The sequence below is a fragment of the Streptomyces sp. NPDC054841 genome (assembly GCF_053611045.1).
The window spans coordinates 20,721-42,723 of the sequence record NZ_JBSGZO010000027.1 but is presented as its reverse complement, the minus strand read 5'-3'; the positions used below and the strand labels follow the sequence as shown (position 1 = coordinate 42,723).

Annotated in this window: 26 protein-coding genes; 18 read left to right on the top strand and 8 right to left on the bottom strand. The window is 70.3% G+C overall.

Going from position 1 to position 22,003, the window contains the following annotated elements; genetic code table 11:
- Window positions 1–571: 571 nt before the first annotated feature.
- The 4 genes from ACWGI8_RS06535 to ACWGI8_RS06520 all read left to right on the top strand — a co-directional run bounded on the left by ACWGI8_RS06535 (window position 572) and on the right by ACWGI8_RS06520 (window position 4,854).
- On the top strand, window positions 572–1,570 hold the full coding sequence (locus tag ACWGI8_RS06535; protein WP_453658993.1) for an XRE family transcriptional regulator: 999 nt from the start codon (window positions 572–574) through the stop codon (window positions 1,568–1,570).
- A 166-nt stretch (window positions 1,571–1,736) separates the two neighbouring features.
- On the top strand, window positions 1,737–2,726 hold the full coding sequence (locus tag ACWGI8_RS06530) for a malate dehydrogenase (RefSeq protein WP_453658992.1): 990 nt from the start codon (window positions 1,737–1,739) through the stop codon (window positions 2,724–2,726).
- A 72-nt stretch (window positions 2,727–2,798) separates the two neighbouring features.
- Window positions 2,799–3,362: a SixA phosphatase family protein gene (locus tag ACWGI8_RS06525; protein ID WP_453658991.1), complete on the top strand. Its 564-nt coding sequence runs from the start codon at window positions 2,799–2,801 to the stop codon at window positions 3,360–3,362.
- A 472-nt stretch (window positions 3,363–3,834) separates the two neighbouring features.
- Window positions 3,835–4,854 (top strand): hypothetical protein, encoded by a 1,020-nt coding sequence (locus tag ACWGI8_RS06520; protein WP_453658990.1) that lies wholly within the window; start codon window positions 3,835–3,837, stop codon window positions 4,852–4,854.
- Here the strand turns inward: ACWGI8_RS06520 and ACWGI8_RS06515 are convergent.
- The 3 genes from ACWGI8_RS06515 to ACWGI8_RS06505 form a co-directional block, all read right to left on the bottom strand.
- Window positions 4,799–5,545 carry a helix-turn-helix domain-containing protein gene (locus ACWGI8_RS06515; RefSeq protein ID WP_453658989.1) on the bottom strand — a complete coding sequence of 249 codons (747 nt, stop codon included), beginning with the start codon at window positions 5,543–5,545 and terminating at the stop codon, window positions 4,799–4,801. The genes ACWGI8_RS06520 and ACWGI8_RS06515 overlap by 56 nt on opposite strands.
- Window positions 5,546–5,842: 297 nt before the next feature.
- Window positions 5,843–6,019, bottom strand: coding sequence for a DUF397 domain-containing protein (locus ACWGI8_RS06510; RefSeq protein ID WP_453658988.1), 177 nt, complete (start codon window positions 6,017–6,019; stop codon window positions 5,843–5,845).
- On the bottom strand, window positions 6,016–6,243 hold the full coding sequence (locus ACWGI8_RS06505) for a Scr1 family TA system antitoxin-like transcriptional regulator (protein WP_453658987.1): 228 nt from the start codon (window positions 6,241–6,243) through the stop codon (window positions 6,016–6,018). The genes ACWGI8_RS06510 and ACWGI8_RS06505 overlap by 4 nt, the downstream gene beginning before the upstream one ends.
- Here ACWGI8_RS06505 and ACWGI8_RS06500 point away from each other — a divergent pair.
- On the top strand, window positions 6,212–6,589 hold the full coding sequence (locus ACWGI8_RS06500) for a hypothetical protein (protein ID WP_453658997.1): 378 nt from the start codon (window positions 6,212–6,214) through the stop codon (window positions 6,587–6,589). The genes ACWGI8_RS06505 and ACWGI8_RS06500 overlap by 32 nt on opposite strands.
- Window positions 6,590–6,630: 41 nt before the next feature.
- Here ACWGI8_RS06500 and ACWGI8_RS06495 read toward each other — a convergent pair whose 3' ends face one another.
- A complete protein-coding gene (locus tag ACWGI8_RS06495) occupies window positions 6,631–7,245 on the bottom strand; it encodes a DUF5753 domain-containing protein (RefSeq protein ID WP_453658986.1) in 615 nt (204 codons plus the stop codon).
- Between the two features lie 137 nt (window positions 7,246–7,382).
- Here ACWGI8_RS06495 and ACWGI8_RS06490 point away from each other — a divergent pair, with 137 nt between their 5' ends.
- The 12 genes from ACWGI8_RS06490 (at window position 7,383) to ACWGI8_RS06435 (ending at window position 18,086) form a co-directional block, all read left to right on the top strand.
- A complete protein-coding gene (locus ACWGI8_RS06490; protein ID WP_453658985.1) occupies window positions 7,383–7,610 on the top strand; it encodes a hypothetical protein in 228 nt (75 codons plus the stop codon).
- Window positions 7,588–8,115, top strand: coding sequence for a DUF6879 family protein (locus ACWGI8_RS06485; protein WP_453658984.1), 528 nt, complete (start codon window positions 7,588–7,590; stop codon window positions 8,113–8,115). The genes ACWGI8_RS06490 and ACWGI8_RS06485 overlap by 23 nt, the downstream gene beginning before the upstream one ends.
- A 24-nt stretch (window positions 8,116–8,139) precedes the next feature.
- Complete coding sequence (locus ACWGI8_RS06480) at window positions 8,140–8,994, top strand: helix-turn-helix domain-containing protein (protein WP_453658983.1); 855 nt, start codon at window positions 8,140–8,142, stop codon at window positions 8,992–8,994.
- A 94-nt stretch (window positions 8,995–9,088) separates the two neighbouring features.
- Complete coding sequence (locus tag ACWGI8_RS06475; RefSeq protein WP_453658982.1) at window positions 9,089–9,277, top strand: hypothetical protein; 189 nt, start codon at window positions 9,089–9,091, stop codon at window positions 9,275–9,277.
- 299 nt (window positions 9,278–9,576) lie between these two features.
- Window positions 9,577–9,990, top strand: coding sequence for a hypothetical protein (locus ACWGI8_RS06470; RefSeq protein ID WP_453658981.1), 414 nt, complete (start codon window positions 9,577–9,579; stop codon window positions 9,988–9,990).
- A 27-nt stretch (window positions 9,991–10,017) separates the two neighbouring features.
- Window positions 10,018–10,263 carry a helix-turn-helix transcriptional regulator gene (locus tag ACWGI8_RS06465; RefSeq protein WP_453658980.1) on the top strand — a complete coding sequence of 82 codons (246 nt, stop codon included), beginning with the start codon at window positions 10,018–10,020 and terminating at the stop codon, window positions 10,261–10,263.
- Window positions 10,260–10,802, top strand: a complete 543-nt coding sequence (locus tag ACWGI8_RS06460) for a hypothetical protein (protein WP_453658979.1) — start codon at window positions 10,260–10,262, stop codon at window positions 10,800–10,802. Before ACWGI8_RS06465 ends, ACWGI8_RS06460 begins: the two co-directional genes overlap by 4 nt.
- Window positions 10,803–10,916: 114 nt before the next feature.
- The gene (locus ACWGI8_RS06455; RefSeq protein WP_453658978.1) at window positions 10,917–12,407 is read left to right on the top strand and encodes an aldehyde dehydrogenase family protein; all 1,491 of its coding nucleotides are present in this window, start codon (window positions 10,917–10,919) and stop codon (window positions 12,405–12,407) included.
- A 31-nt stretch (window positions 12,408–12,438) separates the two neighbouring features.
- Window positions 12,439–13,968 carry a GMC family oxidoreductase gene (locus tag ACWGI8_RS06450; protein ID WP_453658977.1) on the top strand — a complete coding sequence of 510 codons (1,530 nt, stop codon included), beginning with the start codon at window positions 12,439–12,441 and terminating at the stop codon, window positions 13,966–13,968.
- Between the two features lie 23 nt (window positions 13,969–13,991).
- Window positions 13,992–15,074 (top strand): quaternary amine ABC transporter ATP-binding protein, encoded by a 1,083-nt coding sequence (locus ACWGI8_RS06445; RefSeq protein ID WP_453658996.1) that lies wholly within the window; start codon window positions 13,992–13,994, stop codon window positions 15,072–15,074.
- A gap of 52 nt (window positions 15,075–15,126) precedes the next feature.
- Window positions 15,127–17,100 carry an ABC transporter permease gene (locus tag ACWGI8_RS06440; protein ID WP_453658976.1) on the top strand — a complete coding sequence of 658 codons (1,974 nt, stop codon included), beginning with the start codon at window positions 15,127–15,129 and terminating at the stop codon, window positions 17,098–17,100.
- 32 nt (window positions 17,101–17,132) lie between these two features.
- The gene (locus ACWGI8_RS06435) at window positions 17,133–18,086 is read left to right on the top strand and encodes an ABC transporter substrate-binding protein (protein ID WP_453658975.1); all 954 of its coding nucleotides are present in this window, start codon (window positions 17,133–17,135) and stop codon (window positions 18,084–18,086) included.
- Between the two features lie 141 nt (window positions 18,087–18,227).
- Here ACWGI8_RS06435 and ACWGI8_RS06430 read toward each other — a convergent pair whose 3' ends face one another.
- Window positions 18,228–18,956, bottom strand: coding sequence for an isocitrate lyase/PEP mutase family protein (locus ACWGI8_RS06430; RefSeq protein ID WP_453658974.1), 729 nt, complete (start codon window positions 18,954–18,956; stop codon window positions 18,228–18,230).
- Window positions 18,957–19,036: 80 nt separating this feature from the next.
- Window positions 19,037–19,528 (bottom strand): carboxymuconolactone decarboxylase family protein, encoded by a 492-nt coding sequence (locus ACWGI8_RS06425; protein WP_453658973.1) that lies wholly within the window; start codon window positions 19,526–19,528, stop codon window positions 19,037–19,039.
- Between the two features lie 47 nt (window positions 19,529–19,575).
- Here ACWGI8_RS06425 and pdxR point away from each other — a divergent pair, with 47 nt between their 5' ends.
- Window positions 19,576–21,012, top strand: a complete 1,437-nt coding sequence (gene pdxR, locus ACWGI8_RS06420; protein ID WP_453658972.1) for a MocR-like pyridoxine biosynthesis transcription factor PdxR — start codon at window positions 19,576–19,578, stop codon at window positions 21,010–21,012.
- A 376-nt stretch (window positions 21,013–21,388) separates the two neighbouring features.
- Here pdxR and ACWGI8_RS06415 read toward each other — a convergent pair whose 3' ends face one another.
- Together ACWGI8_RS06415 and ACWGI8_RS06410 are read right to left on the bottom strand one after the other, a co-directional pair.
- A complete protein-coding gene (locus tag ACWGI8_RS06415) occupies window positions 21,389–21,571 on the bottom strand; it encodes a hypothetical protein (protein ID WP_453658971.1) in 183 nt (60 codons plus the stop codon).
- Window positions 21,572–21,573: 2 nt separating this feature from the next.
- Complete coding sequence (locus ACWGI8_RS06410; protein WP_453658970.1) at window positions 21,574–21,912, bottom strand: DUF397 domain-containing protein; 339 nt, start codon at window positions 21,910–21,912, stop codon at window positions 21,574–21,576.
- Between the last annotated feature and the right edge of the window lie 91 nt (window positions 21,913–22,003).

Here is a 22,003-nt window from a genome sequence, read left to right as displayed (position 1 = left end):
CTCCAGCATCGTCGTCACGAACGCTCCTCCGTGTTCACTGTCGGGGGGCCCCGCCGAGTTAAGTGGGGGGGGGGGGGGCCGGGGGCCGCAAAAAATACGGGGGGCGGCCCCGGGCGGGGGGGTGGCCCCCCCCCCCCCCCCCACGCCGATCCGCCGTGACGGCGCCCGTCCTCTCCCCCGAGGGAGGACGGGCGCCGTCTCGTGATCCAGAGTCATGCACGCGCCAAACAGGCACAAGAAACGTCCGGGGCCTGTGGCACGGAAGTGACGGTTCCGCCATGGTGTGATCGTCAGGCAACGGATGCGAGACTGGGGCGGGCTTCAGAGCAGGGGCGCACTCGGGGGTACGCCAATGTCCCGAATGCCCCCCGTACGCCCCGGGGTCAGGAACTGTCATCCTGGCTCCGCGCATCCCTCTGGGTAGTCCACTACGCGGACGAGTCCGTAACTCGTACGAGTCCGTGACGGCTGCCCGAGGGCGTGGCTGGGGCACCACTGGGGTCCCCCCACGCCCTCAGGGCGTAGGGGGAGCGGGCACATCAGGCACGTTCGGGGGACAAGGGGGGAAGTAATGCCTCGTTGGAAGGCGCTACCGGAAGAACTGGACCCGCAGGTCAAGGAGTTCGCCAGCCAGCTGCGCCGACTCGTCGACCGCAGCGGGCTCAGCATCGCCGCGGTCGCGGACCGTACCGGCTACAGCAAGACGTCGTGGGAGCGCTATCTGAACGGGCGGCTGCTCGCGCCCAAGCGCGCGATCGTCGCACTCGCCGAGGTGACGGGGACGAACCCGCTCCACCTCACGACCATGTGGGAGCTCGCGGAGCGCGCCTGGAGCCGCGCCGAGATGCGCCACGACATGACCATGGAGGCCATCCGGATCTCCCAGGCGCGGGCCGCGCTGGGAGAGTTCGGGCCGACCGGGCAGCCCGGCGCCTCGCGGACCGCCGCGCCGCCGGCCGGTCCCGAGCATGAGCAGTACGTCCCCGTGCAGGGCGGCGGCCGCTCCGTTCCGCCGCCCCGTACCGGTGGGCCCGCCGCTCCCGCGTCCCCCGACCAGGGGCGCGGACGGCGCAAGATGACGATGTTCCTCGCGGGCGTCGTCGGCGCGCTGCTGGTGATCGCGGCGGCCGTCCTGCTGACCGATCTCGGGGGCGGCGGGGACGGCGACGGCGGAGGCAAGAACGTGGCTGCCACGCCGACCGCCGCTCCCACGACCAGCGATCCGCAGCTGCCGGCGGGGGTCAAGTGCTCCGGGGCCGACTGCACCGGCCAGGACCCCGAGAGCATGGGGTGCGGCGGCCAGTTCGCCACGACCGCTTCGCGGGTGAAGGTCGGCACGGCCCTCGTCGAGGTGCGCTACAGCAAGACGTGCGCGGCCGCGTGGGCCCGTATCACCCAGGCGACGCCGGGCGACAAGGTCTCGATAGCCGCGGGGGACGCGACCCAGAGCGGCCTCGTGAACGCCGACAAGGACGCGTACACCTTCATGGTCGCCGTGACCGACGAGGCCGAGGCCAAGGCGTGCGCGACGCTCACCACCGGCACGAAGGGCTGCACGAAGGAGCAGTGAGCCGCTCCCGTGAGCCGGGCCACAAGGGGGTGGCGGTCCACAGGGGTCCCCGTCCGATAGCCTGACCGCTGGATATCTCTTCACGTCGAGAGATCGATCAGTACGGTGGAGGTATCCAGCATCAGGGGTAGGGACCCCCACCGCCAGCTGTCTTACGGAGATCGCCATGACCCGCACTCCCGTGAATGTCACCGTCACCGGCGCGGCCGGCCAGATCGGCTACGCGCTGCTCTTCCGCATCGCCTCCGGCCACCTGCTCGGCGCGGATGTGCCGGTCAAGCTCCGCCTCCTGGAGATCCCGCAGGGCCTGAAGGCCGCCGAGGGCACCGCCATGGAGCTCGACGACTGCGCCTTCCCGCTGCTCCAGGGCATCGACATCAGCGACGACCCGAACGTCGCCTTCGACGGTGCCAACGTCGCGCTGCTCGTCGGTGCCCGTCCCCGTACCAAGGGCATGGAGCGCGGCGACCTGCTGGAGGCCAACGGCGGCATCTTCAAGCCCCAGGGCAAGGCCATCAACGACAACGCCGCGGACGACATCAAGGTCCTCGTCGTCGGCAACCCGGCCAACACCAACGCGCTCATCGCGCAGGCCGCCGCCCCGGACGTACCGGCCGAGCGCTTCACCGCGATGACCCGCCTCGACCACAACCGCGCGATCTCGCAGCTGGCCGCCAAGACCGGTGCCGCCGTCTCCGACATCAAGCGCCTCACCATCTGGGGCAACCACTCCGCGACCCAGTACCCGGACATCTTCCACGCGGAGATCGCCGGCAAGAACGCCGCGGAGGTCGTGAACGACCAGGCCTGGCTGGCCGACACGTTCATCCCGACCGTCGCCAAGCGCGGCGCCGCGATCATCGAGGCCCGTGGCGCGTCCTCGGCCGCCTCGGCCGCGAACGCCGCGATCGACCACGTCCACACCTGGGTCAACGGCACCGCCGAGGGCGACTGGACCTCCATGGGCATCCCGTCGGACGGCTCCTACGGCGTCCCGGAGGGCCTGATCTCCTCCTTCCCGGTCACCTGCAAGGACGGCAAGTACGAGATCGTCCAGGGCCTGGACATCAACGAGTTCTCCCGCACCCGCATCGACGCGTCGGTCGCGGAGCTGGCGGAGGAGCGCGACGCGGTGCGCGGCCTCGGCCTCATCTGATTTCCCGGTACGGACTGTGGGGCGCTGCGCGGCTGCGTAGCGCCCCACAGCGCTCTCTGCGAGCCTGGGCCCATGGAACCCGGTCCCAGGAACGAGCGAGACGCCGCCCGTCTCGTGCTGCTGCGGCACGCCAAGTCCGCCTGGCCGGACGTCGCGGACCATGACCGACCGCTGGCGCCGCGCGGCCGGCGGGACGCCCCGGCGGCCGGACGGCTCCTGCGCGAGACGGGGTGCGTGCCCGACCTGGTGATCTGCTCGACCGCCCGGCGGGCGCGCGAGACCTGGGACCTCGCCTCCGCGCAACTGGGCACGGAGGTGCCGGTGCGCTACGAGGAACGCGTGTACGGGGCGGATCCGGCGGAGCTGGTCGGCGTCCTGCGGGAGGTGCCCGAAGGTGTGGGGACGGTCCTGCTGGTCGGTCACAATCCGGGCATGGAGGACCTGGCGGGAGGGCTCACCGGTGACGCCGAGGGCGACGCCCTGGCCCGGATGACCGAGAAGTTCCCGACATCGGCTTTCGCGGTGCTCGGCCTCAGTGGCGGCTGGGCGGCGCTCGGTCTCGGCACCGCACGGCTGACGGCCTTCGTCGTCGCCAGAGGAGCGAAGACCGACCGGACACACAACGGCCCGGCGTAGACCGACGGGACAAACAACGGTCCGGCCAGGACCGACGGGACAACCGGCCGGACACAAAACAGTCCCCGGTAGTCCGCTTCGATTTCCGTGTACCTCAGTCGTCGCTGAAGCGCCGGTCCTCGCGGGGTTCTGCCGGGGGCCTAGCCAGAGCCGAGGGATGGGTCACGCGGGTCGGTGGACGTCTCCGCCGACTGGTGCGGCTCTCTCCGGTTGTCCGGTGTAAGGAGAATTGTCCTCCCGATTTGTCCGAAGTCAAGAGTTGGTCGGGTCGGCTGCCTCAGGCGTGCTTGACCGCGGGAATTTCCGGGTGGAGCACCCGGCGTCTTCGACGTTAGGCGGGAAATAGGACACATTGCGACCTATTGGCACGGAGGCCGGCTCCGCGACACCGTGCGTGACTCCCCCGCGCGGGGGAGCCGCTCGGCCTGCGGCACGACGCGCCACCGTCGGGTCCTGTCCGAGAGTCGTGCGCATGGACACTCTCCGCATTCCGGCTCCCTCACTCACCCGGCGACGCAGGCGCCTTGCCCGGCTCGCCGTCGTGGCGTGCATGCCCTACCTGACGCTCAAGCTCCTGTGGGTGCTCGGCCTCAACGTCGGTGTGAACGACATGGGCGGCATCTCGAAGGCGCAGTGGATCGCCGTGAACGTGGTGACCTTCGCGATGGACGGGATCGCGGCGCTGATAGCCCACACGCTGACCCGCCCCGGCGGTCTTCGTGTACGCGCCTGGCTGATCCTCTTCCCGATGTGGGTGGCGACGGGCATGCTCGTCGTCCTCATGCTGACCGTGCCGCTCGGCCTGGGCGCCATCGCCGTCACGGGTGCCGAGAACCCGGCAGCCTCCAACGACCTCCTCCAGCCCTGGGTGTTCGGCGTCGTCTACAGCGGGCTCATTGCCGAAGGGCTCGTCCTGCTCAGCGCGTTCGCGCTGTACGCCGACGAGCGCTGGGGCGATCTCCTGCGCACCCGGGTACGCGAACTGACGGACCCGGCGGGTACGCGCGGCATGCAGCAGGTGCTCACCGCGCTCGCGCTCGCGTTCCTGGTCCTCGCCGGGTCGGTGCGCGTCCTCGGGGGGCTGGGGGCGGAGTTCGGCATGAACGCCGGCTGGACCGACAGCCGCGGTGCCGTCGGCCGCACAAAGGATCTGATCCAGGGCATTGCCGCCCTCGTCGGCGCGGCGGGCCTGTACGCGCTGGTGTTCCGCCGATGGGGCGCGGCGCGCGTGCGCGTACCGCTGGCGATGGCGTGGACCGGTGTGGGCGCCGCCTTCAGCTCCAGCGGCTGGATGGACTTCGCGGCGGTCTCGGCTCCGCCTGGAGGCGCCCTGCTCGGCTTCGTCAACACCGCCGAACTGATCGCCGGACTGCTCGTTCTGTGCGTCGGCTGCTTCGCGCTGACGGAACTGCGGGCTGAGGAACGCCGGTCCGTGGTCAGGCGCCAGGTCCACCCCGGCAGTCCCGGCAGCGGCCGGGCTCCGGGGATCTGAACGGCCGGTCGCAGCCCTCGCAGTCCTGGAACGGGATGATCGCCGGGCCGGATGGCGGGGGCGGGGACGGCAGCTCGGGCGGCAGCCATTCGGCGAGGCGGTACGCGAGCAGTCTGGCCGGGAAGGGGATGGCGCCGAGGGGGAGCTTCGACGTGAGCGTACGGGCGACCTGGGCGGCCGGTACGTCGCGGTCCAGCCAGTCCTTGACCGCCGGGGCGAGCTCCCTGATGTCCCGTGCGGCGAGGTGGAGGCGCGGGTCGAGGGAGCGGAGCCCGGCGAGGAGCTCGACGGCGGGCTGGTGGAGCAGCGGGTCGATGGGCCGCGGGCGTGGGCGCTTGACCAGGCTGACGCGCCGCAGTGGGGCCGACGGCCTGGACCTGGGCTTGGTCCGCGGCTTGACGCCGGGGCACTCGTAGTACGTGGTCCGGGTGCAGATCCGCTGCCGGGCGGTGCGGTACTTGCTGCGGCAGAGGTACCCCGCGGCCTCCAGCTCGTTGAGCGCGGCGGAGATACGGTCCTCGCCCTCCGGGAAGCGCTGCGTCAGAGCCTGGACGCGGACCTGGGCACCGTCGGGCAGCGACTGGATGTGGACGGCGAGGCCGATCGCGGTCGCGGAGAGGTTCGTGTGCTGGGCGAGGTGGTTGCCGACGACGGTGAAGTTGTCGTGGTGGCGGTGTCGTACATGAACCACGCCGCTGGAAATGGGCGCGATAGACTGCGCTGAAGTCATTGGGAAGGGCCTAACTTCCTGGTGAACAGGCCCTCGGACCGGGATTGCCGTCCCGCCGGGGGCCGTTTCTGTGTGCTGTTGTGGCGCGAACGTACCGTGCCTGCCCCGGAATATGCCACCCCGTCACCTGATCAGGTGACAAGGGGAGTTGGAGGGGTGGTTGGGAGTTTCTTACCCCAGTTCTTTAGGGGCGTCGTGCCCCACCGCGTCGTGGCCCACCGAGTCGCGGAAATCCGCGATCCGGTGGGACCTGCGGTTTTACGCGGATGCGTACTCGACGAAGACTGCCCACTGGTCGCGCGTGAAGTCGAGCACGGGCCGGGTGACGTCCTTGGAGTCGCGTACGTGGATGGTGGTGGGCTCGGCAGCGACCTCGATGCAGTCCTGACCGCCTCCGCCGCTGTAGCTGGACTTGAACCATGTCAGATCGCTCATCGTCCTCCTGTCGCCAACTGCTTGACGAACTCAGCCGAATCCTCGGGGGAGAGGGCTTGGCTCTGGAGGATTCCATACCGCCTGGCAAGCTGACTGACCACCCGGCGACTGGTGATCAGGCGGCCGATGTCCTGCACTTCGAGATAAGCGCACATGCCCTGATCGGGCGGCTCAACCAGGGTGAACGGAGCCTTGATCGCCCGTCGCGGCCTGCGCGCCCCCACGACCGCGGGGACGTTCAGGGATGTTGCTGTGCTGTGCGCGACGGTCGCGCTCGCGCTCTATGTGTACGGGGTCATGTGCTACCTGCGGTCGGGGACCGCGTCCTACACCTGCATGCTTGAGCGGTACGGGGCGTCGGGCATATCGGGGACCCCGCCGTTGGAGTCGAACCACGACAGCCTGATACCCGTGAGCTCGACGTGCACATGGTCGGACGGCTACACGCTCGACTTCCTCCCCTTCTTCGTGACCCCGGTCGCCGCCGTGCTGCTGGTCATCGCGGTGTGCTCGGTGGGGCTCGCCCTGGGGTACGCCGGCGCAGTGCGGGACCTGTCCCGGCGGAGTTGATGCCGTCCGCGGCTGCGGTCATGTCCCTGGCCCTATGGGGTTCAGCCGAGGGCTTGCAGCTCGGCTTCGATGAGGGTGCGGGCGTCCTGGCCGTACACGGCGGACCGCTCCAGCAGCGCGAATGCCTTCTCGTAGGCGGCGATTTCGCCCTTGTCCGTGATGTTGAGGCCGGAGGCGTACGTCTCGACCTTGACCTGCTCGGTGTCAAAGATCGAGAAGGCGTGCCCGGGGTACAGGGCGAGCTCCGCCCGCGCCGGGATCACGCCGAGCCTGAGACCCGGCAGGTCGAGGGCATTGAGCAGGTGGGCGAGCTGGCCGCGCATCACGTCCGCACCGCCGAGGTTGCTCCGCAGGGCCTGCTCGCCGAGCAGCGTGTGGTAGGTGCGGCCGCCTTGGCCTATGAACTGGGCGCGGGCGGTGCGGCGTGCCACCCCGGCTTCGACGTCGTCCGGGATTCCGTGGAAGTCGACGACCCTGCGGAAGACGGCACGGGCGTAGTCCGTCGTCTGGAGGTTCCCCCAGATGATGTTGTCGCAGTAGTGGCGGGAGTCGCGGGTCCTGCGCACCAGCTCCAGGAAGGCGTCCTGCACGGGGCCGGTCCCGGCGTGCAGGGTCTCGCCCCATGTCTCGTGGGCGCGGCGGGGTGTCGTCGTCATGGGGACGACCCTCCCCAGCAGGACCAACAGTCTGAACCTTAAATCGATGCAAGTGTCTGCAAGTTCAACGCGCTGCTGGGAGAGTTGGGTGCAAGGTCAGGTGTGGAAATCGTAGGCCCACGAGCATGGAGGAAGCCATGACTCTGCATCTGCTGGGTAAGGACCCCGACTCGCCCGAGGGCAAGTCCCCGACGGTGTACTACGACGACGAGACGGACAACTATCTGGTCCAAGGCTGGAAGGTCCTGGACGGTGAGCGTCTGTCCAAGCTGGACCTTCCGGATCATGAGACTGTCGTCGAGATCCCGAAGCGTCTGATGCAGTTCTTCCCGGAGGTGAACGGTGGCGGAGGAGCCCACGTTTGATGAGCTGTTCCGGCTGGCCAAGCGGTCCGCCGTGCACTTGGAGATGCGGGACGGCTACATGCAGTCCGACCCGGAGTACATCGCCTGGCGGCAGGGCGTACGTAACGAGTCCCGCTACCTGGATCAAGAGACGAGCCCGTGGCTCGCTCTGATGCGGGAAATCACCGGGCGGGGCGTTGCCGTACGACGCGCGCGAATCGTCTCCGAGCCCGTCGCGGACTACATCCGCTTTGAGCACCATGTGACGCCTGGAAACATTGAGGCCGGGGAGCAGGTCCGCTGGTTGCCCCGACGTCGGGCGTCGGACCTCGCGCTCCCGGGAAACGACTTCTGGCTGTTCGACGACAGCCTGGTCCTCTTCCTTCATTTCACTGGTGACGGAGAACTCTCCCCAGAAGGCGATGAGGAGCGCACGACCGACCCGGCCGTGGTGCATCTCTGTTCGTCGGCTTTCGAATCGGTGTGGGAACGGGCTGTCCCGCACGAGGAATACCGGTTGTACTGACCTGGGACGGTAGCGAGCAGTCCGTTGAGCGCATCGCCTTCCTCAGCTGTTCAGGAGGCCCGCAAGTCCCTGGGTAAGCGGCTTCGGGAGATCCGTCAGGCTGCAGGGTTCAAGACGGCACGGGCGTTCGCCGCCCGTGCCGGCTGGCATGAGTCCAAGTCCTCCCGGATCGAGAACGGCGTCACTCTTCCCTCGGATGACGACATCCGTGTCTGGACTGGAGTGTGCGGTGCGGAGGACCAGGTCAGGGACCTGATAGCCACGGCCCGGGGTATAGAGGAGATGTACGTCGACTGGCGGCGGCTGGAACGCGCCGGTCTGAAGCGCGTGCAGGAATCCGTCTTGCCTCTCTACGAGAGAACGCACCGCTTCCGCTTCTACCAGTCGTGGGTAGTGCCCGGCTTGCTTCAGACACCCGACTACACCCGTGCCGTGTTGGAGACGGTTGCCTCCCTGCGGGAGGCGCCAGGTGACGTCTCTGAAGCCGTGGCCGCGAGGATGGCGCGCCAGCGCATTCTCCACTCTGCTGGTCGTCGATTCGCCTTCCTCGTCGAGGAGTGGGTTCTTCGCACCGTGATTGGCGACTCGGCCACCATGGCCGCTCAGCTTGGTCAGCTCATTACGGTGGCTGCGTTGCCGTCCGTCAGCCTGGGCGTGATCCCCATGGGCGCTCCGCGCGGGAATGCCTGGCCGACTGAGGCCTTCTCGATCTACGACGACGAGCAGATCGGTGTGGAACTGGTAAGCGCACACCTCAATGTGCGACAGCCGCGTGGAATCACCGAATACGTTCGGGCATTCACGGAGTTGGCCGGAATCGCGACCTACGGGGCTCCTGCAAGGAAGCTGATCACTTCAGCGATCGACGTGCTCGGGTGAACACCTGCAAGTGCGTAGAAGTTCGTTGAGTGGTGACCTGTCTCAGCCCGACGCTCTTCGCAACGTCAATCGTGACCGTTGCGGAGGTCGCCCCATGTCCCCTCAGTACTGCCACAAGTGCGGTGCCCTCACCGACGCCCCCGTCCTCGTAGACGAGGTCCACGCCGCCAGCGGCCCCGGCCACAACGTCTACGCCTGCCCCGCCCACGCCCCGCGCGTCCCCGCCGCGTTGACGCCCGCCGCCGCGCTCGCAGAAGCCCTACGGCGCGGGCGGTCCGGCTGAGAGCTCCCCGCCTCCGGTCGGCGCAACCGGCCAGGGAACCCCGGCCGGGGCGGGGCGGGCCCATAAGGCGGGCCCACTGCAAGTGCACGGCGGCGCGGGGACGGGCCTCGGGCCGAGGACTGCGCACTGGAGGTCACCATGCGCTACCCGCTGGACGTGGTCAAGGCCGACCCGGAGGACGACGACGGGCAGGGCGGAAACGAGAGCGGCGGTTGCGGTGACGGTGACGGCTGCGGCCGTCAGTGAGTAAGGGGCGGGGCGGCTCCGGCCGCCCCGTCGGCCAGCGGGGAGAAGGCGGCATGCGCAGGCACCATCACGGCTACACCTGGCTCGGCAGCGGTTTCGATCTGCATCGGGACGGCCCCCGCCGGGATGAGCATCCGGAGTTCAGGGCCTCCCCGGTGCCTCCGCTGGAGGTCGCGCAGTGGCTGCTGAAGCCTGCCTCGTTCGTCCAGGGGACGTGGACGGATCCGATCGTGGCGGCCCGGTGGTACGGGAGCCAGGCCCGCGCGCATGCGGAGATGTTCTCGTCCTCGTACGAGCGCGACGGGCTGGAGGGCCGGCTCGGCGTGGTCGCCGAGCGTCTCGCCACGGGGGAAGACGTCGTGGGCGGCTGGTGGCTCACCGGGCAGCGGTTTCTGTCGGTGTGCCTGGTCGCGTGCTCGCCGCATCGGATGCGGCCCGACTACCCCTGCCCCAGCCTGTTGCAGTGATCCACTCAAATGTAGTACTCCTTATACATGAGTGAGCAGGTGCACAACAGGCTGGCCGTCGTCAGGGCCGAGCGGAAAGTGTCCCGCCAGCAGCTGGCCGAGGCGGTGGGCGTCCACTACCAGACCATCGGCTACATCGAGCGCGGGCAGTACAACCCGAGCCTCGACCTGGCGTTGAAGGTCGCCCGGTACTTCGGGCTGCCGGTGGAGGCGCTGTTCTCCCTGGAGCCGTTCCAGCCGCTCACGGACGAGGTCTACGGGAGGAAGTCATGACGGAGGCGATGTCGCGCCACGACCGGCGCATGTACGCGATCATGAACAGCCGGGAGGGAGCAGCCGCGTACGCCACGGTCACACGCAGGCGGATGATCGTCGGGGCGCACGTTCTGCTCACCGCCGCCTCGGTGGTGGCGTGGACGGCGATGACCCTCGGGGATGCGTGGTGGCCCATGTTCGCGCTGGCCGGGCTGCTGCTGCCCTGGTGTGTGGTCACCGGCTTCATCAATGCATCCACCCGCGGCCTGCTGGAACTGCGCGGCCGGGTCCTGGACGAGCGGCAGCGTTCCGAGCGTGATCGGGTGCAGGCGCGGGCACAGCGGCTGGCCACCTGGCTGCTGTTCGGCGCGACGGCCGGGGCGGGGGCGGTCAGCTGGTTCGGGGGGTTGAGGGGTGAGGTTCTGATCTTCCCCGTGCTGTTCGCCGTACTGGTCGCGCACTGGCTGATGCCCCTGTGGATCGCCGGGCTCCGCGTCCAGGACGAACCCGGCGACGAACCGGCCGACGGCCTCGCCGGTGACCTCGGCATGGAGTGACGCGCGTTACTTCCGGCCATGCCTCGCGCATGCTTTCCGCCCTCCGGGGCAGGCGCCCCGATCACCAGTTCTCGCTGGTGGGAGACATAACGGGAACGGAAGGCATAACGCGACGTGTCGGCACAACTGACCATCCACGTGGACGGAGAGTGGCGCAAAGCCGCCTCCGGGGCCACGCGCGAGATCCTCGACCCCGCTGACGCCACGCCCTTCGCGGTCGTGGCGGAAGGCGGGGCCGAGGACACCGACGCCGCGATCGCCGCCGCTCGCAGCGCGTTCGACCAGGGCGAGTGGCCCCGTACACCGGTGGCCGAGCGGGCCGCGCTGCTGCGGCGCGTGGCCGGGCTGCTGCGGCGGGACCGCGAGGAGCTCGGGCTGCTGGAGAGCCGGGACGCCGGCAAGACGGCGGAGGAAGGGCGCGTCGACGTCGACTGCGTCGCGGACGCGTTCGCGTACTTCGCCGATCTGGTCATGAACGAGAACGGGCGCGTCGTGGACGCCGGGTCCCCGGACATCCACAGCGTGGTCGTGCACGAGCCGGTCGGGGTGTGCGCTCTCATCACCCCCTGGAACTATCCCCTCCTCCAGGCCAGCTGGAAGATCGCCCCGGCCCTCGCCGCCGGCAACACCTTCGTCATCAAGCCGAGCGAGATCACCCCGCTCACCACGGTCGCGCTCGTCCGGCTGCTCGCCGAGGCGGGGCTGCCCGACGGCGTCGCCAACATCGTCACCGGCCCCGGCGACCCGGTCGGCGCGCGCCTCGCCGAGCACCCCGACGTCGACCTCGTCTCCTTCACGGGCGGACTCGCCAGCGGTACGAAGGTGATGCGTGCCGCCGCCGCCGGCGTCAAGAAGGTCGCCCTGGAGCTCGGCGGCAAGAACCCCAACGTGGTGTTCGCGGACGCCTGCACCACCGACGAGGCGTTCGACACCGCCGTCGACCAGGCGCTCAACGCCGCGTTCATCCACAGCGGCCAGGTCTGCTCGGCCGGCTCCCGTCTCATCGTCGAGGAGTCCCTGCGCGAGCGCTTCGTCGGCGAACTCGCCCGCCGCGCCGAGAAGATCCGCATCGGCCGCGGAACGGACAAGGGCGTCGAGTGCGGACCGCTCGTATCCGCGCAGCAGCTGGTGAAGACCGAGGAGTACGTCGCCTCCGCGCTCGCCGAGGGAGCCGTGCTGCGGGCGGGCGGCGTGCGGCCCGAAGGTCCCGGGTACGAGGGGTACTTCTACCGGCCCACCGTCCTCGACCAGTGCCACCGCGAGATGCGCGTCGTCCGCGAAGAGATCTTCGGCCCGGTCCTGACCGTCGAGACGTTCCGCACCGAGGACGAGGCCGTCGCGCTCGCCAACGACACCGAGTACGGGCTCGCGGGTGCCGTCTGGAGCGGTGACGCCGGGCGCGCCCGGCGCGTGGCGGGGCGGCTGCGCCACGGCACCGTCTGGATCAACGACTACCACCCCTACCTCCCCCAGGCGGAGTGGGGCGGCTTCGGCAAGTCCGGCATCGGCCGGGAGCTCGGCCCCGCCGGGCTCGCCGAATACCGCGAGAGCAAGCACATCTATCAGAACCTCGCCCCGCGCCCCGTGCGCTGGTTCGCGGGCTGAACCCGGCTGGAAACGGGGAGCAGGGAAGTACATGCACATGACCGAGTACGACTATGTCGTCATCGGGGGCGGCACCGCCGGATCGGTGATCGCCTCCCGCCTCACCGAGAACCCGGATGTCACCGTCGCCGTCATCGAGGGCGGCCCGAGCGACGTCGACCGGGAGGACGTCCTCACGCTGCGCCGCTGGATGGGGCTCCTCGGCGGCGAGCTCGACTACGACTACCCCACCACCGAACAGCCCCGCGGCAACTCCCACATCCGGCACAGCCGCGCCCGCGTCCTCGGCGGCTGCTCGTCGCACAACACCCTCATCGCCTTCAAGCCGCTGCCGTCCGACTGGGACGAGTGGGCCGAGGCCGGGGCCGACGGCTGGCACGCCGCCGCCATGGACCCGTACTACGACCGGCTTCTCAACCACATCGTGCCGGTCGACGAGGCGGACCGTAACGCCATCGCCCGCGACTTCGTCGACGCCGCCCAGGCCGCGCTCGGCGTCCCGCGCGTGGAAGGCTTCAACAAGAAGCCCTTCGACGAGGGCGTCGGCTTCTTCGACCTCGCGTACCACCCGGAGAACAACAAGCGGTCGTCCGCGTCCGTCGCCTATCTCCACCCGGTCATGGACCGGCGGCCGAACCTCACACTGCTGCTGGAAACCTGGGCGTACCGGCTGGAGCTGGAGGGGACCCGGGCACGCGGTGTCCGGGTGCGGACCAAGAACGGCGAGGAACTGCTCGTCGAGGCGCGGCGCGAAGTGATCGTCTGCGCGGGCGCGGTGGACACCCCGAGGCTGCTGCTGCACTCCGGTATCGGCCCGAAGGGCGACCTGGGGGCACTCGGCATCCCCGTCGTCCACGATCTGCCGGGCGTCGGCGAGAACCTCCTCGACCATCCCGAATCGGTGATCGTGTGGGAAACCCACGGGCCGATACCCGAGAACTCGGCGATGGACTCCGACGCCGGGCTGTTCGTCCGGCGGGACCCGGAGCAGCGGGGCCCGGACCTGATGTTCCACTTCTACCAAATACCGTTCACCGACAACCCGGAGCGGCTCGGCTACGAACGCCCGCCGCACGGGGTGTCGATGACGCCCAACATCCCCAAGCCGCGCAGCCGCGGCCGCCTCTACCTCACGAGCGCCGACCCGCAGACCAAGCCCGCGCTCGACTTCCGCTACTTCACCGACGAGGACGATCACGACGGCCGCACCCTCGTCGACGGCATCCGCCTCGCCCGTGAGATCGCGAAGTCCGAACCCCTGGCCGGCTGGCTGAAGCGGGAGGTGTGCCCGGGGCCCGAGGTCACCGGTGACGAGGAGCTGAGCGAGTACGCGCGCAAGGTCGCGCACACGGTGTACCACCCCGCCGGTACCTGCCGAATGGGAGCGTCCGCTGATGAACTTGCCGTAGTGTCCCCGGACTTGAAGGTCAGGGGACTCGACGGAATCCGTATCGCCGACGCGTCCGTCTTCCCGACGATGCCCGCCGTCAACCCGATGATCGGGGTGCTGATGGTCGGCGAGAAATGCGCGGACCTGCTGACGGGGAGTGAGGCCCGATGAGCCCGACGAGCGCGACGAGCGCGATGAGCCCGAGGAGCCAGATGACCGCCGACGACATCACGAAAGAGCCGCCGGTGTTCGCGGTGCGCGAGCTGTGGAAGGTCTTCGGGCCGAGGGCGGGCCGGGTGCCCGGGTCGCCGGAGCTCGGCGCCCTGACCCCCGCCGAGCTGCGCGAACGCACCGGCTGCACCGCAGCCGTCCGCGACGTCAGCTTCGACGTCCGCAAGGGCGAGGTCTTCGTCGTCATGGGCCTGTCCGGCTCGGGCAAGTCGACGCTCGTGCGCTGCCTGACGCGGCTGATCGAGCCGACGTCCGGGTCGATCGCGATCGACGGCGAGGACGTGCTGTCGATGGACAAGGCGCGCCTGCGCGAGCTGCGCCGGCACCGCGCCGCCATGGTCTTCCAGCACTTCGGACTGCTCCCGCACCGCTGCGTCCTCGACAACGTCGCCTACGGGCTGGAGATCCAGGGCGTGGGACGGGCCGCACGCCGCGAAAGGGCCGCCGAGGTCATCGCCAAGGTCGGCCTCGAAGGCCTGGAGAACCGGCGCCCCGGGCAGCTCTCCGGCGGTCAGCAGCAGCGCGTCGGGCTCGCCCGGGCGCTCGCGGTCGACCCCGAAGTGCTGCTCTTCGACGAGCCGTTCAGTGCGCTCGACCCGCTCATCCGCCGCGACATGCAGGAGGAGGTGATCCGGCTGCACCGCGAGGAGGGCCGCACGATGGTCTTCATCACCCACGACCTGAGCGAGGCGCTGCGCCTCGGCGACCGGATCGCGCTGATGCGGGACGGGCGGATCGTCCAGCTCGGCACGCCCGAGGAGATCGTGGGCTCGCCGGCCGACGACTACGTACGGGACTTCGTCCGCGATGTGCCGCGTGAGCAGGTCATGACGGTCCGCACGGCGATGCGGCCGGTGGGCGCGGAGGAGCCCGAATCGGGCCCGGCCGTCGCCCCCGACGCCACGGTCTCCGAGGCGATCGAGGCGGTCGCCCGCGCGGGTGTCCCCGCGCGGGTGATGCAGGACGGCCGGTGCGTGGGCATCGTCGACCACGCGGCGCTGCTCGCGGTGGTGGCGGGGCTGTCGACCGAGGGAGTGGCGGCGTGAACGGCTCCCTGGACGTGGGGACTCCGCCCCCGAACCCCCGGCGGTGGTCCCGATGAGCGTCACCATGAACGACGTGTCCAAGACGGCCAGGACCCCCGACGCCGTGGGCGGGTCCCAGCAGCCGGGCCGCGGCCTGCGGGACGTCGTACGACGGCGCCGCGGGCTGGTCGCAGGCGTCGCGGCCGTCGCCGTACTGGTCGTGCTCGGCATCACCCTGCTCGGCGGCGGGGGCTGGCCCTCCGCGCTGACCGTCGACATCTCGCAGCCGCTCGACGACGCCAACGCCTGGGTCATCGACAACCGCGACACCCACCCGCTCTTCCTCTACTTCCTGCTGCATCTGTCCAACACCGCCACCGACGCGGTCGACGCCGTCTACCAGCTTCTCGACGGGCTCGGCTGGCTCGGGGTGCTCGCCGGGGGAGTGCTGGTCGCATGGCGGGCCGCCGGGCTGGGACGGCGCGGGATGCGCGTCGCGCTGACCGCGCTCGGCGCGTTCGCCGTGTGCGGGCTGCTCGGGATGTGGGACGCCACGCTGATCACCATCGCGCTGATGGTGGTGTCCGTGGCGGTCGCGGCCCTGCTCGGCGCGCTGATCGGGCTGGCCGCCGGGCTGTCCGACCGGGTGGACCGGGCGCTGCGGCCGGTGCTCGACACGATGCAGGTGCTGCCGGCGTTCGCGTATCTCCTGCCGTTCGTGCTGGTCTTCGGCACGGGCACGCCCGCCGCGCTGTTCTGCACGGTGATCTACGCCGCCCCGCCGATGGCCCGGCTCACCGCGCTCGGACTGCGCGGCGCCGACCCGGCCGTGCTGGAGGCGTCCGCGTCGCTCGGCGCGAGCAGCTGGCAGCGGCTGTGGACCGCGCGGTTCCCGCTCGCCCGCAAGCAGATGCTCCTCGGCCTCAACCAGACGATCATGATGGCGCTGTCGATGGTCGTCATCGCGGCGCTCGTCGGCGCGGGCGGCCTCGGCGAGGAGGTGTACTCGGCGCTGTCGACGACGGACGTCGGCAAGGCGTTCGCCGCGGGCGTCCCGATCGTGCTGATCGCGATCTGGCTGGACCGTACGACCGCGGCCGCGGGCGACCGTATCGGCGAGCCCGCCCCCGCGGGGAGCTGGCTGCACGGCGGACGCGCCTGGGCGCTGGTGGCCGTGCTCGTCGCCGCGGCCACCGCCGTACGCACCACGACCTGGCCCGAGGCATGGACGTACGAGATCTCCACGCCCGTCAACAAGGCCCAGGAGTGGATCACCGAGAACCTCACCTTCGCCGAGGTGTGGGCGCGGGAGTTCACGCTGTGGATCCTCAACCCCCTGCGGGACACCCTGGCCTGGCTGCCGTGGTGGTCGGTGCTGCTGATCGTCGCCGCCACGGCCTGGCTCGTCGGCAACTGGGCCGCGGCGCTCACGGCGACCACCGCGATGGCGGCGATCGGGGCGCTCGGCGTCTGGACGAAATCCCTGGACACGCTCTCCCAGGTGCTCGCCGCGCTGGTGATCACGCTGGTGCTGGGCTTCTTCGCGGGGGTGCTGTGCGCCCGCGCCGGACGGCTGGAACGCTGGCTGCGGCCCCTGCTCGACGCGATGCAGACGATGCCGCAGTTCGTGTATCTGATCCCGGTCGTCGCGCTCTTCGGCGCCACGCGTACGTCGGCGATCGTCGCGGCCGTGGTCTACGCACTGCCCGCCGTCGTCCGTATCACCACCCAGGGCCTGCGTGAGGTCGACCCGGCCGCGCTGGAGGCGTCCCGCTCGCTCGGCGCCTCCGCGCGCCAGCAGCTCTTCGGCGTCCAGCTGCCACTCGCCCGCCCGGCGCTGCAGCTCGCCGTCAACCAGGGCGTCGTGCTGGTGCTGGCCGTGGTCGTCGTCGGCGGACTCGTCGGCGGCGGGGCCCTCGGCTACGACGTCGTCAAGGGCCTCTCCCGGGGCGAGATGGGCCTCGGCATGACGGCCGGAGTCGCCATCGTCTGCCTCGGCCTCGTCCTGGACCGGATCACGCAGCGGCCCGCCCGCAAACACCGCTGACCTTTACTCACCTTTTCGACAGGAGCACCACCATGCGCACCCTCCGTACCGCCACCGCTGTCGTCGGCGCCCTCGGCGTCCTCGGCCTCACCGCGTGCAGCGCCGCCGACACCGGCAAGAGCAACGACGTCGGCGGCAAGAAGACCGTGAAGCTGACCGTCCCCTCCTGGGTCGGCGCCCAGGCCAATGTCGCCGTCGCCCAGCACATCCTGGAGAAGGAACTCGGCTACACCGTCAAGACCCAGCAGATGGGCGAGGTGCTGGCCTGGGACGCGCTGTCCAAGGGCGACACCGACGCGATCCTCGAGGACTGGGGCCATCCCAAGGAGGAGAAGCAGTACGTCGAGACGAAGAAGACCGTCGTCAAGGGCGGCGACCTCGGCGTCACCGGCCACATCGGGTGGTTCGTACCGAAGTACTTCGCGGACGCGCACCCCGATGTCACGGACTGGAAGAACCTCAACAAGTACGCCAAGGACTTCAGAACCGCTGAGAGCGGTGACAAGGGCGAGCTGCTGGAGGGCTCGCCCGACTACGTCACGAACGACGACGCGATCATCAACAATCTGAAGCTGGACCTGAAGACGAACTACTCGGGTTCCGAGGCCGCCCAGATCACGGCCATCAAGAAGTACGCGAAGGAGAAGAAGCCCTTCCTGACGTACTGGTGGACCCCGCAGTGGCTGAACGCCCAGATCGACATGGTCGAGGTCAAGCTGCCCGAGAACAAGGCGGGTTGTGACGCCGACCCGAAGAAGGTGGCCTGCGCCTACCCGAACACGCCGCTGCAGAAGTACTTCAACGCGGACTTCGCGAAGAACGGCGGCGAGGCGGCCCAGTTCCTGAAGAACTTCAAGTGGACGACCGAGCAGCAGAACGAGGTCGCCCTGATGATCGCCGACCAGAAGCTGTCGCCGGAGGCGGCGGCGGAGAAGTGGGTGAAGGCGAACGAGGCGACCTGGAAGGCGTGGCTGCCGAAGAAGTGACGGCCGGGGGCCCGTGGTCCCCGCCAGAAGTGACGGGCGGGGCCCGTGGTCCCCGCCGGGGCGCCGCCCCGGACCACGCGCCTCACTCTCCGGAGGATCTCAAGATGAGCCCGTCCGGCGAGTGAGGCGCGGAGCCCCCGGTCAGGTGCGCAGGCTTGTCGCCAGTTCGCGTACCGACTCCAGCGTGCGCAGGAGCAGGCCCGGGCCGAAGGTGATCCGCGTCGCGCCGAGCCGGCCCAGCTCGGGGATGGCGGGGGTGCCGGGGGACTTGCCGGCGTTGATGGGGCCCTGGATCGCCTCGCGGAGGCGCGGCAGGGCCTCGGGCGGAGCCCCGATCGGGTAGACGCAGTCCGCGCCCGCGGCGACGTACAGCCGCGCCCGTTCGATCGCCGCCTCCGGGTCGGCGACCCCGCGGATGAACGTGTCGACGCGGGCGTTGACGAAGAGCGCGTCACCCGCCTCCGCCCGCACCGCCGCGAGCCGCTCCGCCTGGCGCTGCGGCTCGACGAGGGTCTTGCCGGGTCCCGAGTCCTCCAGGTTGACACCGACCGCGCCGGTGTCGAGGACCCGCTGGACCAGTTCCTTCGCGGGGAGGCCGTAGCCCGCCTCGATGTCCGCGGAAACGGGGATGTCCACGGCGCGGACGATCCGGGCGACCGCGGCGAACATCTCGTCGGCGGGCGTCTCGCCGTCCTCGTAGCCGAGCGACGCCGCCACGCCCGCGCTGGGCGTCGCGAGTGCCGGGAAGCCGGCGTCCGCGAAGACCCGGGCGCTCGCCGCGTCCCAGGGGCCGGGGAGAACCAGCGGGTCCTCGGGCGCGCGGCCGTGGTGCAGGGCACGGAAGTCGCTGACTGGGTCCTTGACCGACATACGAGACCTCTCAGTGCTGGTGCTGGTGCCTCAGTGCTGATGCTGCGGTGGTGGTGCTGCGGTGCTGCGGTGCTGGTGCCTCAGTGCTGGTGCTGGCCCGGCGTGTAGTGGCCGGGCACCATGCGGGTCGAGACACCGAAGCGGTTCCACGCGTTGATCACCGTGATCGCGGCGATCAGCTGCGCCAGCTCCGGCTCCTCGAAGTGCTTCGCCGCCTTCTCGTACACATCGTCCGGTACGAAGCCGTCCGTGAGCACCGTGACCGCTTCGGTCAGCTCGATCGCCGCGATCTCCTTCGCCGTGTAGAAGTGCTGGGACTCCTCCCACGCGCTCAGCTGGATGATGCGGTCGACCGATTCGCCCGCCGCGAGTGCGTCCTTCGTGTGCATGTCGAGGCAGAACGCGCAGTGGTTGATCTGCGATGCGCGGATCTTGACCAGCTCCAGCAGCACCGGGTCGAGGCCCCGCCGGGCGGCCACCTCAAGCTTGATCATGGCCTTGTAGACCTCGGGAGCGTGCTTGGCCCACTCGATGCGGGGCGTGTGCTCGGCGTTGAACGTGCGGTTCGTCATGGAGATCACCGTACGAGGCTCATGGCACAGAGGTATGGTCCATTTCCATGGCGGATGACTGGGCCACTTTCGGGGCGGACCTCCATGTCGAGCTGCGCGGTACGGGTCTGCGCACGGGTCTCATGGACGCGCTGCGGGACGCCGTGCGCACCGGACGGCTGGCGCCGGGCACCCGGCTGCCGTCGTCCCGTACGCTCGCGGCGGACCTGGGCATGGCGCGCAACACCGTCGCCGACGCGTACGCCGAACTCGTCGCCGAGGGCTGGCTCACCGCCCGGCAGGGCTCGGGCACCAGGGTCGCCCCGCGGGCCACGCCCAGCCCGCGCAGGCCCTCGGCCCCCGGGCCACGTCCCGGCCCCGCGAGGGGCGGGCCCGCGTACAGCCTGATGCCCGGTACTCCGGACCTGGCGTCGTTCCCGCGCGCCGAATGGCTCAGGGCGGCCCGGCGGGCCCTGACGGCCGCGCCCAACGAAGCGTTCGGCTACGGCGACCCGCGTGGCCGGATCGAGCTGCGCACCGTCCTCGCCGACTATCTGGCCCGGGCGCGTGGCGTGTACACAGACCCGGACCGCATCGTCATCTGCTCCGGTTTCGTGCACGGGCTGATGCTGCTCGCGACGGTGCTGCGCGCCGGGGGTCCCCCCACGTCCGCAGGACGCAGGGCGAGGGTGCGGGAGGTGGCGGTGGAGTCGTACGGGCTCGATCTGCACTGGAACCGGCTGAGCGACGCGGGACTGCGGCTGCCCGCGCTGCCCTTCGACGAGCGCGGCACGAGGACGGAGGAGCTGCCGGAGCTGAAAGGGGTGGGAGCGGTGCTGCTCACGCCCGCGCACCAGTTCCCGATGGGCGTGGCGCTCCACCCCGACCGGCGGTCCGCCGCCGTCGACTGGGCGCGGAGTACGGGCGGGCTGATCCTGGAGGACGACTACGACGGGGAGTTCCGCTACGACCGCCAGCCCATCGGAGCGCTCCAGGGACTCGACCCCGAGCGGGTCGTCTATCTGGGCACGGCGAGCAAGTCCCTGGCGCCCGGGCTGCGGCTCGCCTGGATGGTCCTGCCGGAGAGCCTGGCGGACGAGGTCGCCGGGGCGAAGGGCGGGGTGGACTGGGCGTCGGGCACACCGGACCAGCTGACGCTCGCGGAGTTCATCGCGTCGGGCGCGTACGACCGTCATGTACGCGGGATGCGGCTGCGCTACCGGCGCCGTCGTGACCAACTCGTCGAGGCGCTCGCGGAACGCGCCCCCGGCATCCGCGTGAGCGGCATCGCGGCCGGGATGCACGCGGTCCTCGAACTCCCGCCGGGCACGGAACGCGCGGTGGTCCAGGCGGCGGCCTGGCAGGGTCTCGCCCTGGAGGGCCTCTCCCGCTACCGCCACCCCTCCACCCCGCCGGGCCGCGACGCCCTCGTCGTCGGCTACGGCACCCCCTCGGACAGTGCCTGGTCGGGGGCGCTGGACGCGCTGTGCCGGGTGCTGCCGTAAAGGGGGGCGGGGGCTCTGCCCTGTACCGCCGGATGGGCCGGGTGGGCCGCTGCGCGGGGCTGGAGGCTGGAGGACGGTGCATGACAGTCTCCTCGCTGACCTCGACGTCCAGGGAGTCGGTCAGCTCCCGCAGGTGGTCGAGGTCGTCCGTACCGACCGCGACCGCGTCCACCGCAGGGAGGCGGGAGGCGGGAGGCGGCCCGGAACGCCGCCTGCACCGGAGTGCCCTGCTGCGGGTTCCGCAGGAATTGCTCGACACCCTGATCCGGATCGCCGACGCCGTCGGCGTACCCCTCACCGAGCTCGTATGCGAATGGGCCCCGGCTGGCCGGACGACGGGACAGATGACCGGCGGGGGCGGTCTCGGGCGGGTTGCTCAGCGGGGATGCTGTACGGGCTGCCCCTTGCGGGTGGCTTCTCCGCAGTCCTCGCACGAGACGACGACCGCGCCCTCGTACACGAGCGCGACGGTGTTGCGGCCTCGGCATGCCCGGCACGGGGTGCGCCCGAAGCGCTGCTGCACGTGCGCGAACGCCTTCGCGACCTGCTCCGCGTTCATGGTCAGACAGCCACGGCGGCGGCCTGCTCCATCTCCGCGTCGGTGGCCATGAGGTCGTCGAACTCGCCAGCCTTCACACCCTCGAAGAACTTCCGGAGCTCCGCGCGGGTGAAGTACAGGACCGGGCTGGCGGGGTCCTTGTCGTCGGAGAGGGCCACCATGCGGGTTCCGTCCGGGACGTGGGGGGACAGGTGGTCCTTGGCGTCCGGTACCGCGGCGAGGATGACGCAGTCCTTCAGGATCGGGTCAAGGTCCGTGCGGCTGGCCTTGCGCCAGTCCAGGCCGGTGGCGTTCGGGTTCTCGTATGCCTTTGTGCTGTGGCCGTTGCTGATGGTTCCCACGGTTGGGCCTCTCTGGTAGTGGTGCGCTGTGGTGAGGACCCGGCCCCCGCGCTCGACCTGTCCAGGGTTGGGGGTGCGGGGACCGGGTGTC

Excerpts from the sequence above, each read along its gene's own strand:
- ACWGI8_RS06535 (WP_453658993.1), top strand. The coding sequence starts at position 572 with ATGCCTCGTTGGAAGGCGCTACCGGAAGAACTGGACCCGCAGGTCAAG.
- ACWGI8_RS06530 (WP_453658992.1), top strand. The coding sequence starts at position 1,737 with ATGACCCGCACTCCCGTGAATGTCACCGTCACCGGCGCGGCCGGCCAG.
- ACWGI8_RS06525 (WP_453658991.1), top strand. The coding sequence starts at position 2,799 with ATGGAACCCGGTCCCAGGAACGAGCGAGACGCCGCCCGTCTCGTGCTG.
- ACWGI8_RS06520 (WP_453658990.1), top strand. The coding sequence starts at position 3,835 with ATGGACACTCTCCGCATTCCGGCTCCCTCACTCACCCGGCGACGCAGG.
- ACWGI8_RS06510 (WP_453658988.1), bottom strand. The coding sequence starts at position 6,019 with ATGAGCGATCTGACATGGTTCAAGTCCAGCTACAGCGGCGGAGGCGGT.
- ACWGI8_RS06495 (WP_453658986.1), bottom strand. The coding sequence starts at position 7,245 with ATGACGACGACACCCCGCCGCGCCCACGAGACATGGGGCGAGACCCTG.
- ACWGI8_RS06490 (WP_453658985.1), top strand. The coding sequence starts at position 7,383 with ATGACTCTGCATCTGCTGGGTAAGGACCCCGACTCGCCCGAGGGCAAG.
- ACWGI8_RS06475 (WP_453658982.1), top strand. The coding sequence starts at position 9,089 with ATGTCCCCTCAGTACTGCCACAAGTGCGGTGCCCTCACCGACGCCCCC.
- ACWGI8_RS06470 (WP_453658981.1), top strand. The coding sequence starts at position 9,577 with ATGCGCAGGCACCATCACGGCTACACCTGGCTCGGCAGCGGTTTCGAT.
- ACWGI8_RS06465 (WP_453658980.1), top strand. The coding sequence starts at position 10,018 with ATGAGTGAGCAGGTGCACAACAGGCTGGCCGTCGTCAGGGCCGAGCGG.
- ACWGI8_RS06460 (WP_453658979.1), top strand. The coding sequence starts at position 10,260 with ATGACGGAGGCGATGTCGCGCCACGACCGGCGCATGTACGCGATCATG.
- ACWGI8_RS06450 (WP_453658977.1), top strand. The coding sequence starts at position 12,439 with ATGCACATGACCGAGTACGACTATGTCGTCATCGGGGGCGGCACCGCC.
- ACWGI8_RS06445 (WP_453658996.1), top strand. The coding sequence starts at position 13,992 with ATGAGCCCGAGGAGCCAGATGACCGCCGACGACATCACGAAAGAGCCG.
- ACWGI8_RS06440 (WP_453658976.1), top strand. The coding sequence starts at position 15,127 with ATGAGCGTCACCATGAACGACGTGTCCAAGACGGCCAGGACCCCCGAC.
- ACWGI8_RS06435 (WP_453658975.1), top strand. The coding sequence starts at position 17,133 with ATGCGCACCCTCCGTACCGCCACCGCTGTCGTCGGCGCCCTCGGCGTC.
- ACWGI8_RS06430 (WP_453658974.1), bottom strand. The coding sequence starts at position 18,956 with ATGTCGGTCAAGGACCCAGTCAGCGACTTCCGTGCCCTGCACCACGGC.
- ACWGI8_RS06425 (WP_453658973.1), bottom strand. The coding sequence starts at position 19,528 with ATGACGAACCGCACGTTCAACGCCGAGCACACGCCCCGCATCGAGTGG.
- pdxR (WP_453658972.1), top strand. The coding sequence starts at position 19,576 with ATGGCGGATGACTGGGCCACTTTCGGGGCGGACCTCCATGTCGAGCTG.
- ACWGI8_RS06415 (WP_453658971.1), bottom strand. The coding sequence starts at position 21,571 with ATGAACGCGGAGCAGGTCGCGAAGGCGTTCGCGCACGTGCAGCAGCGC.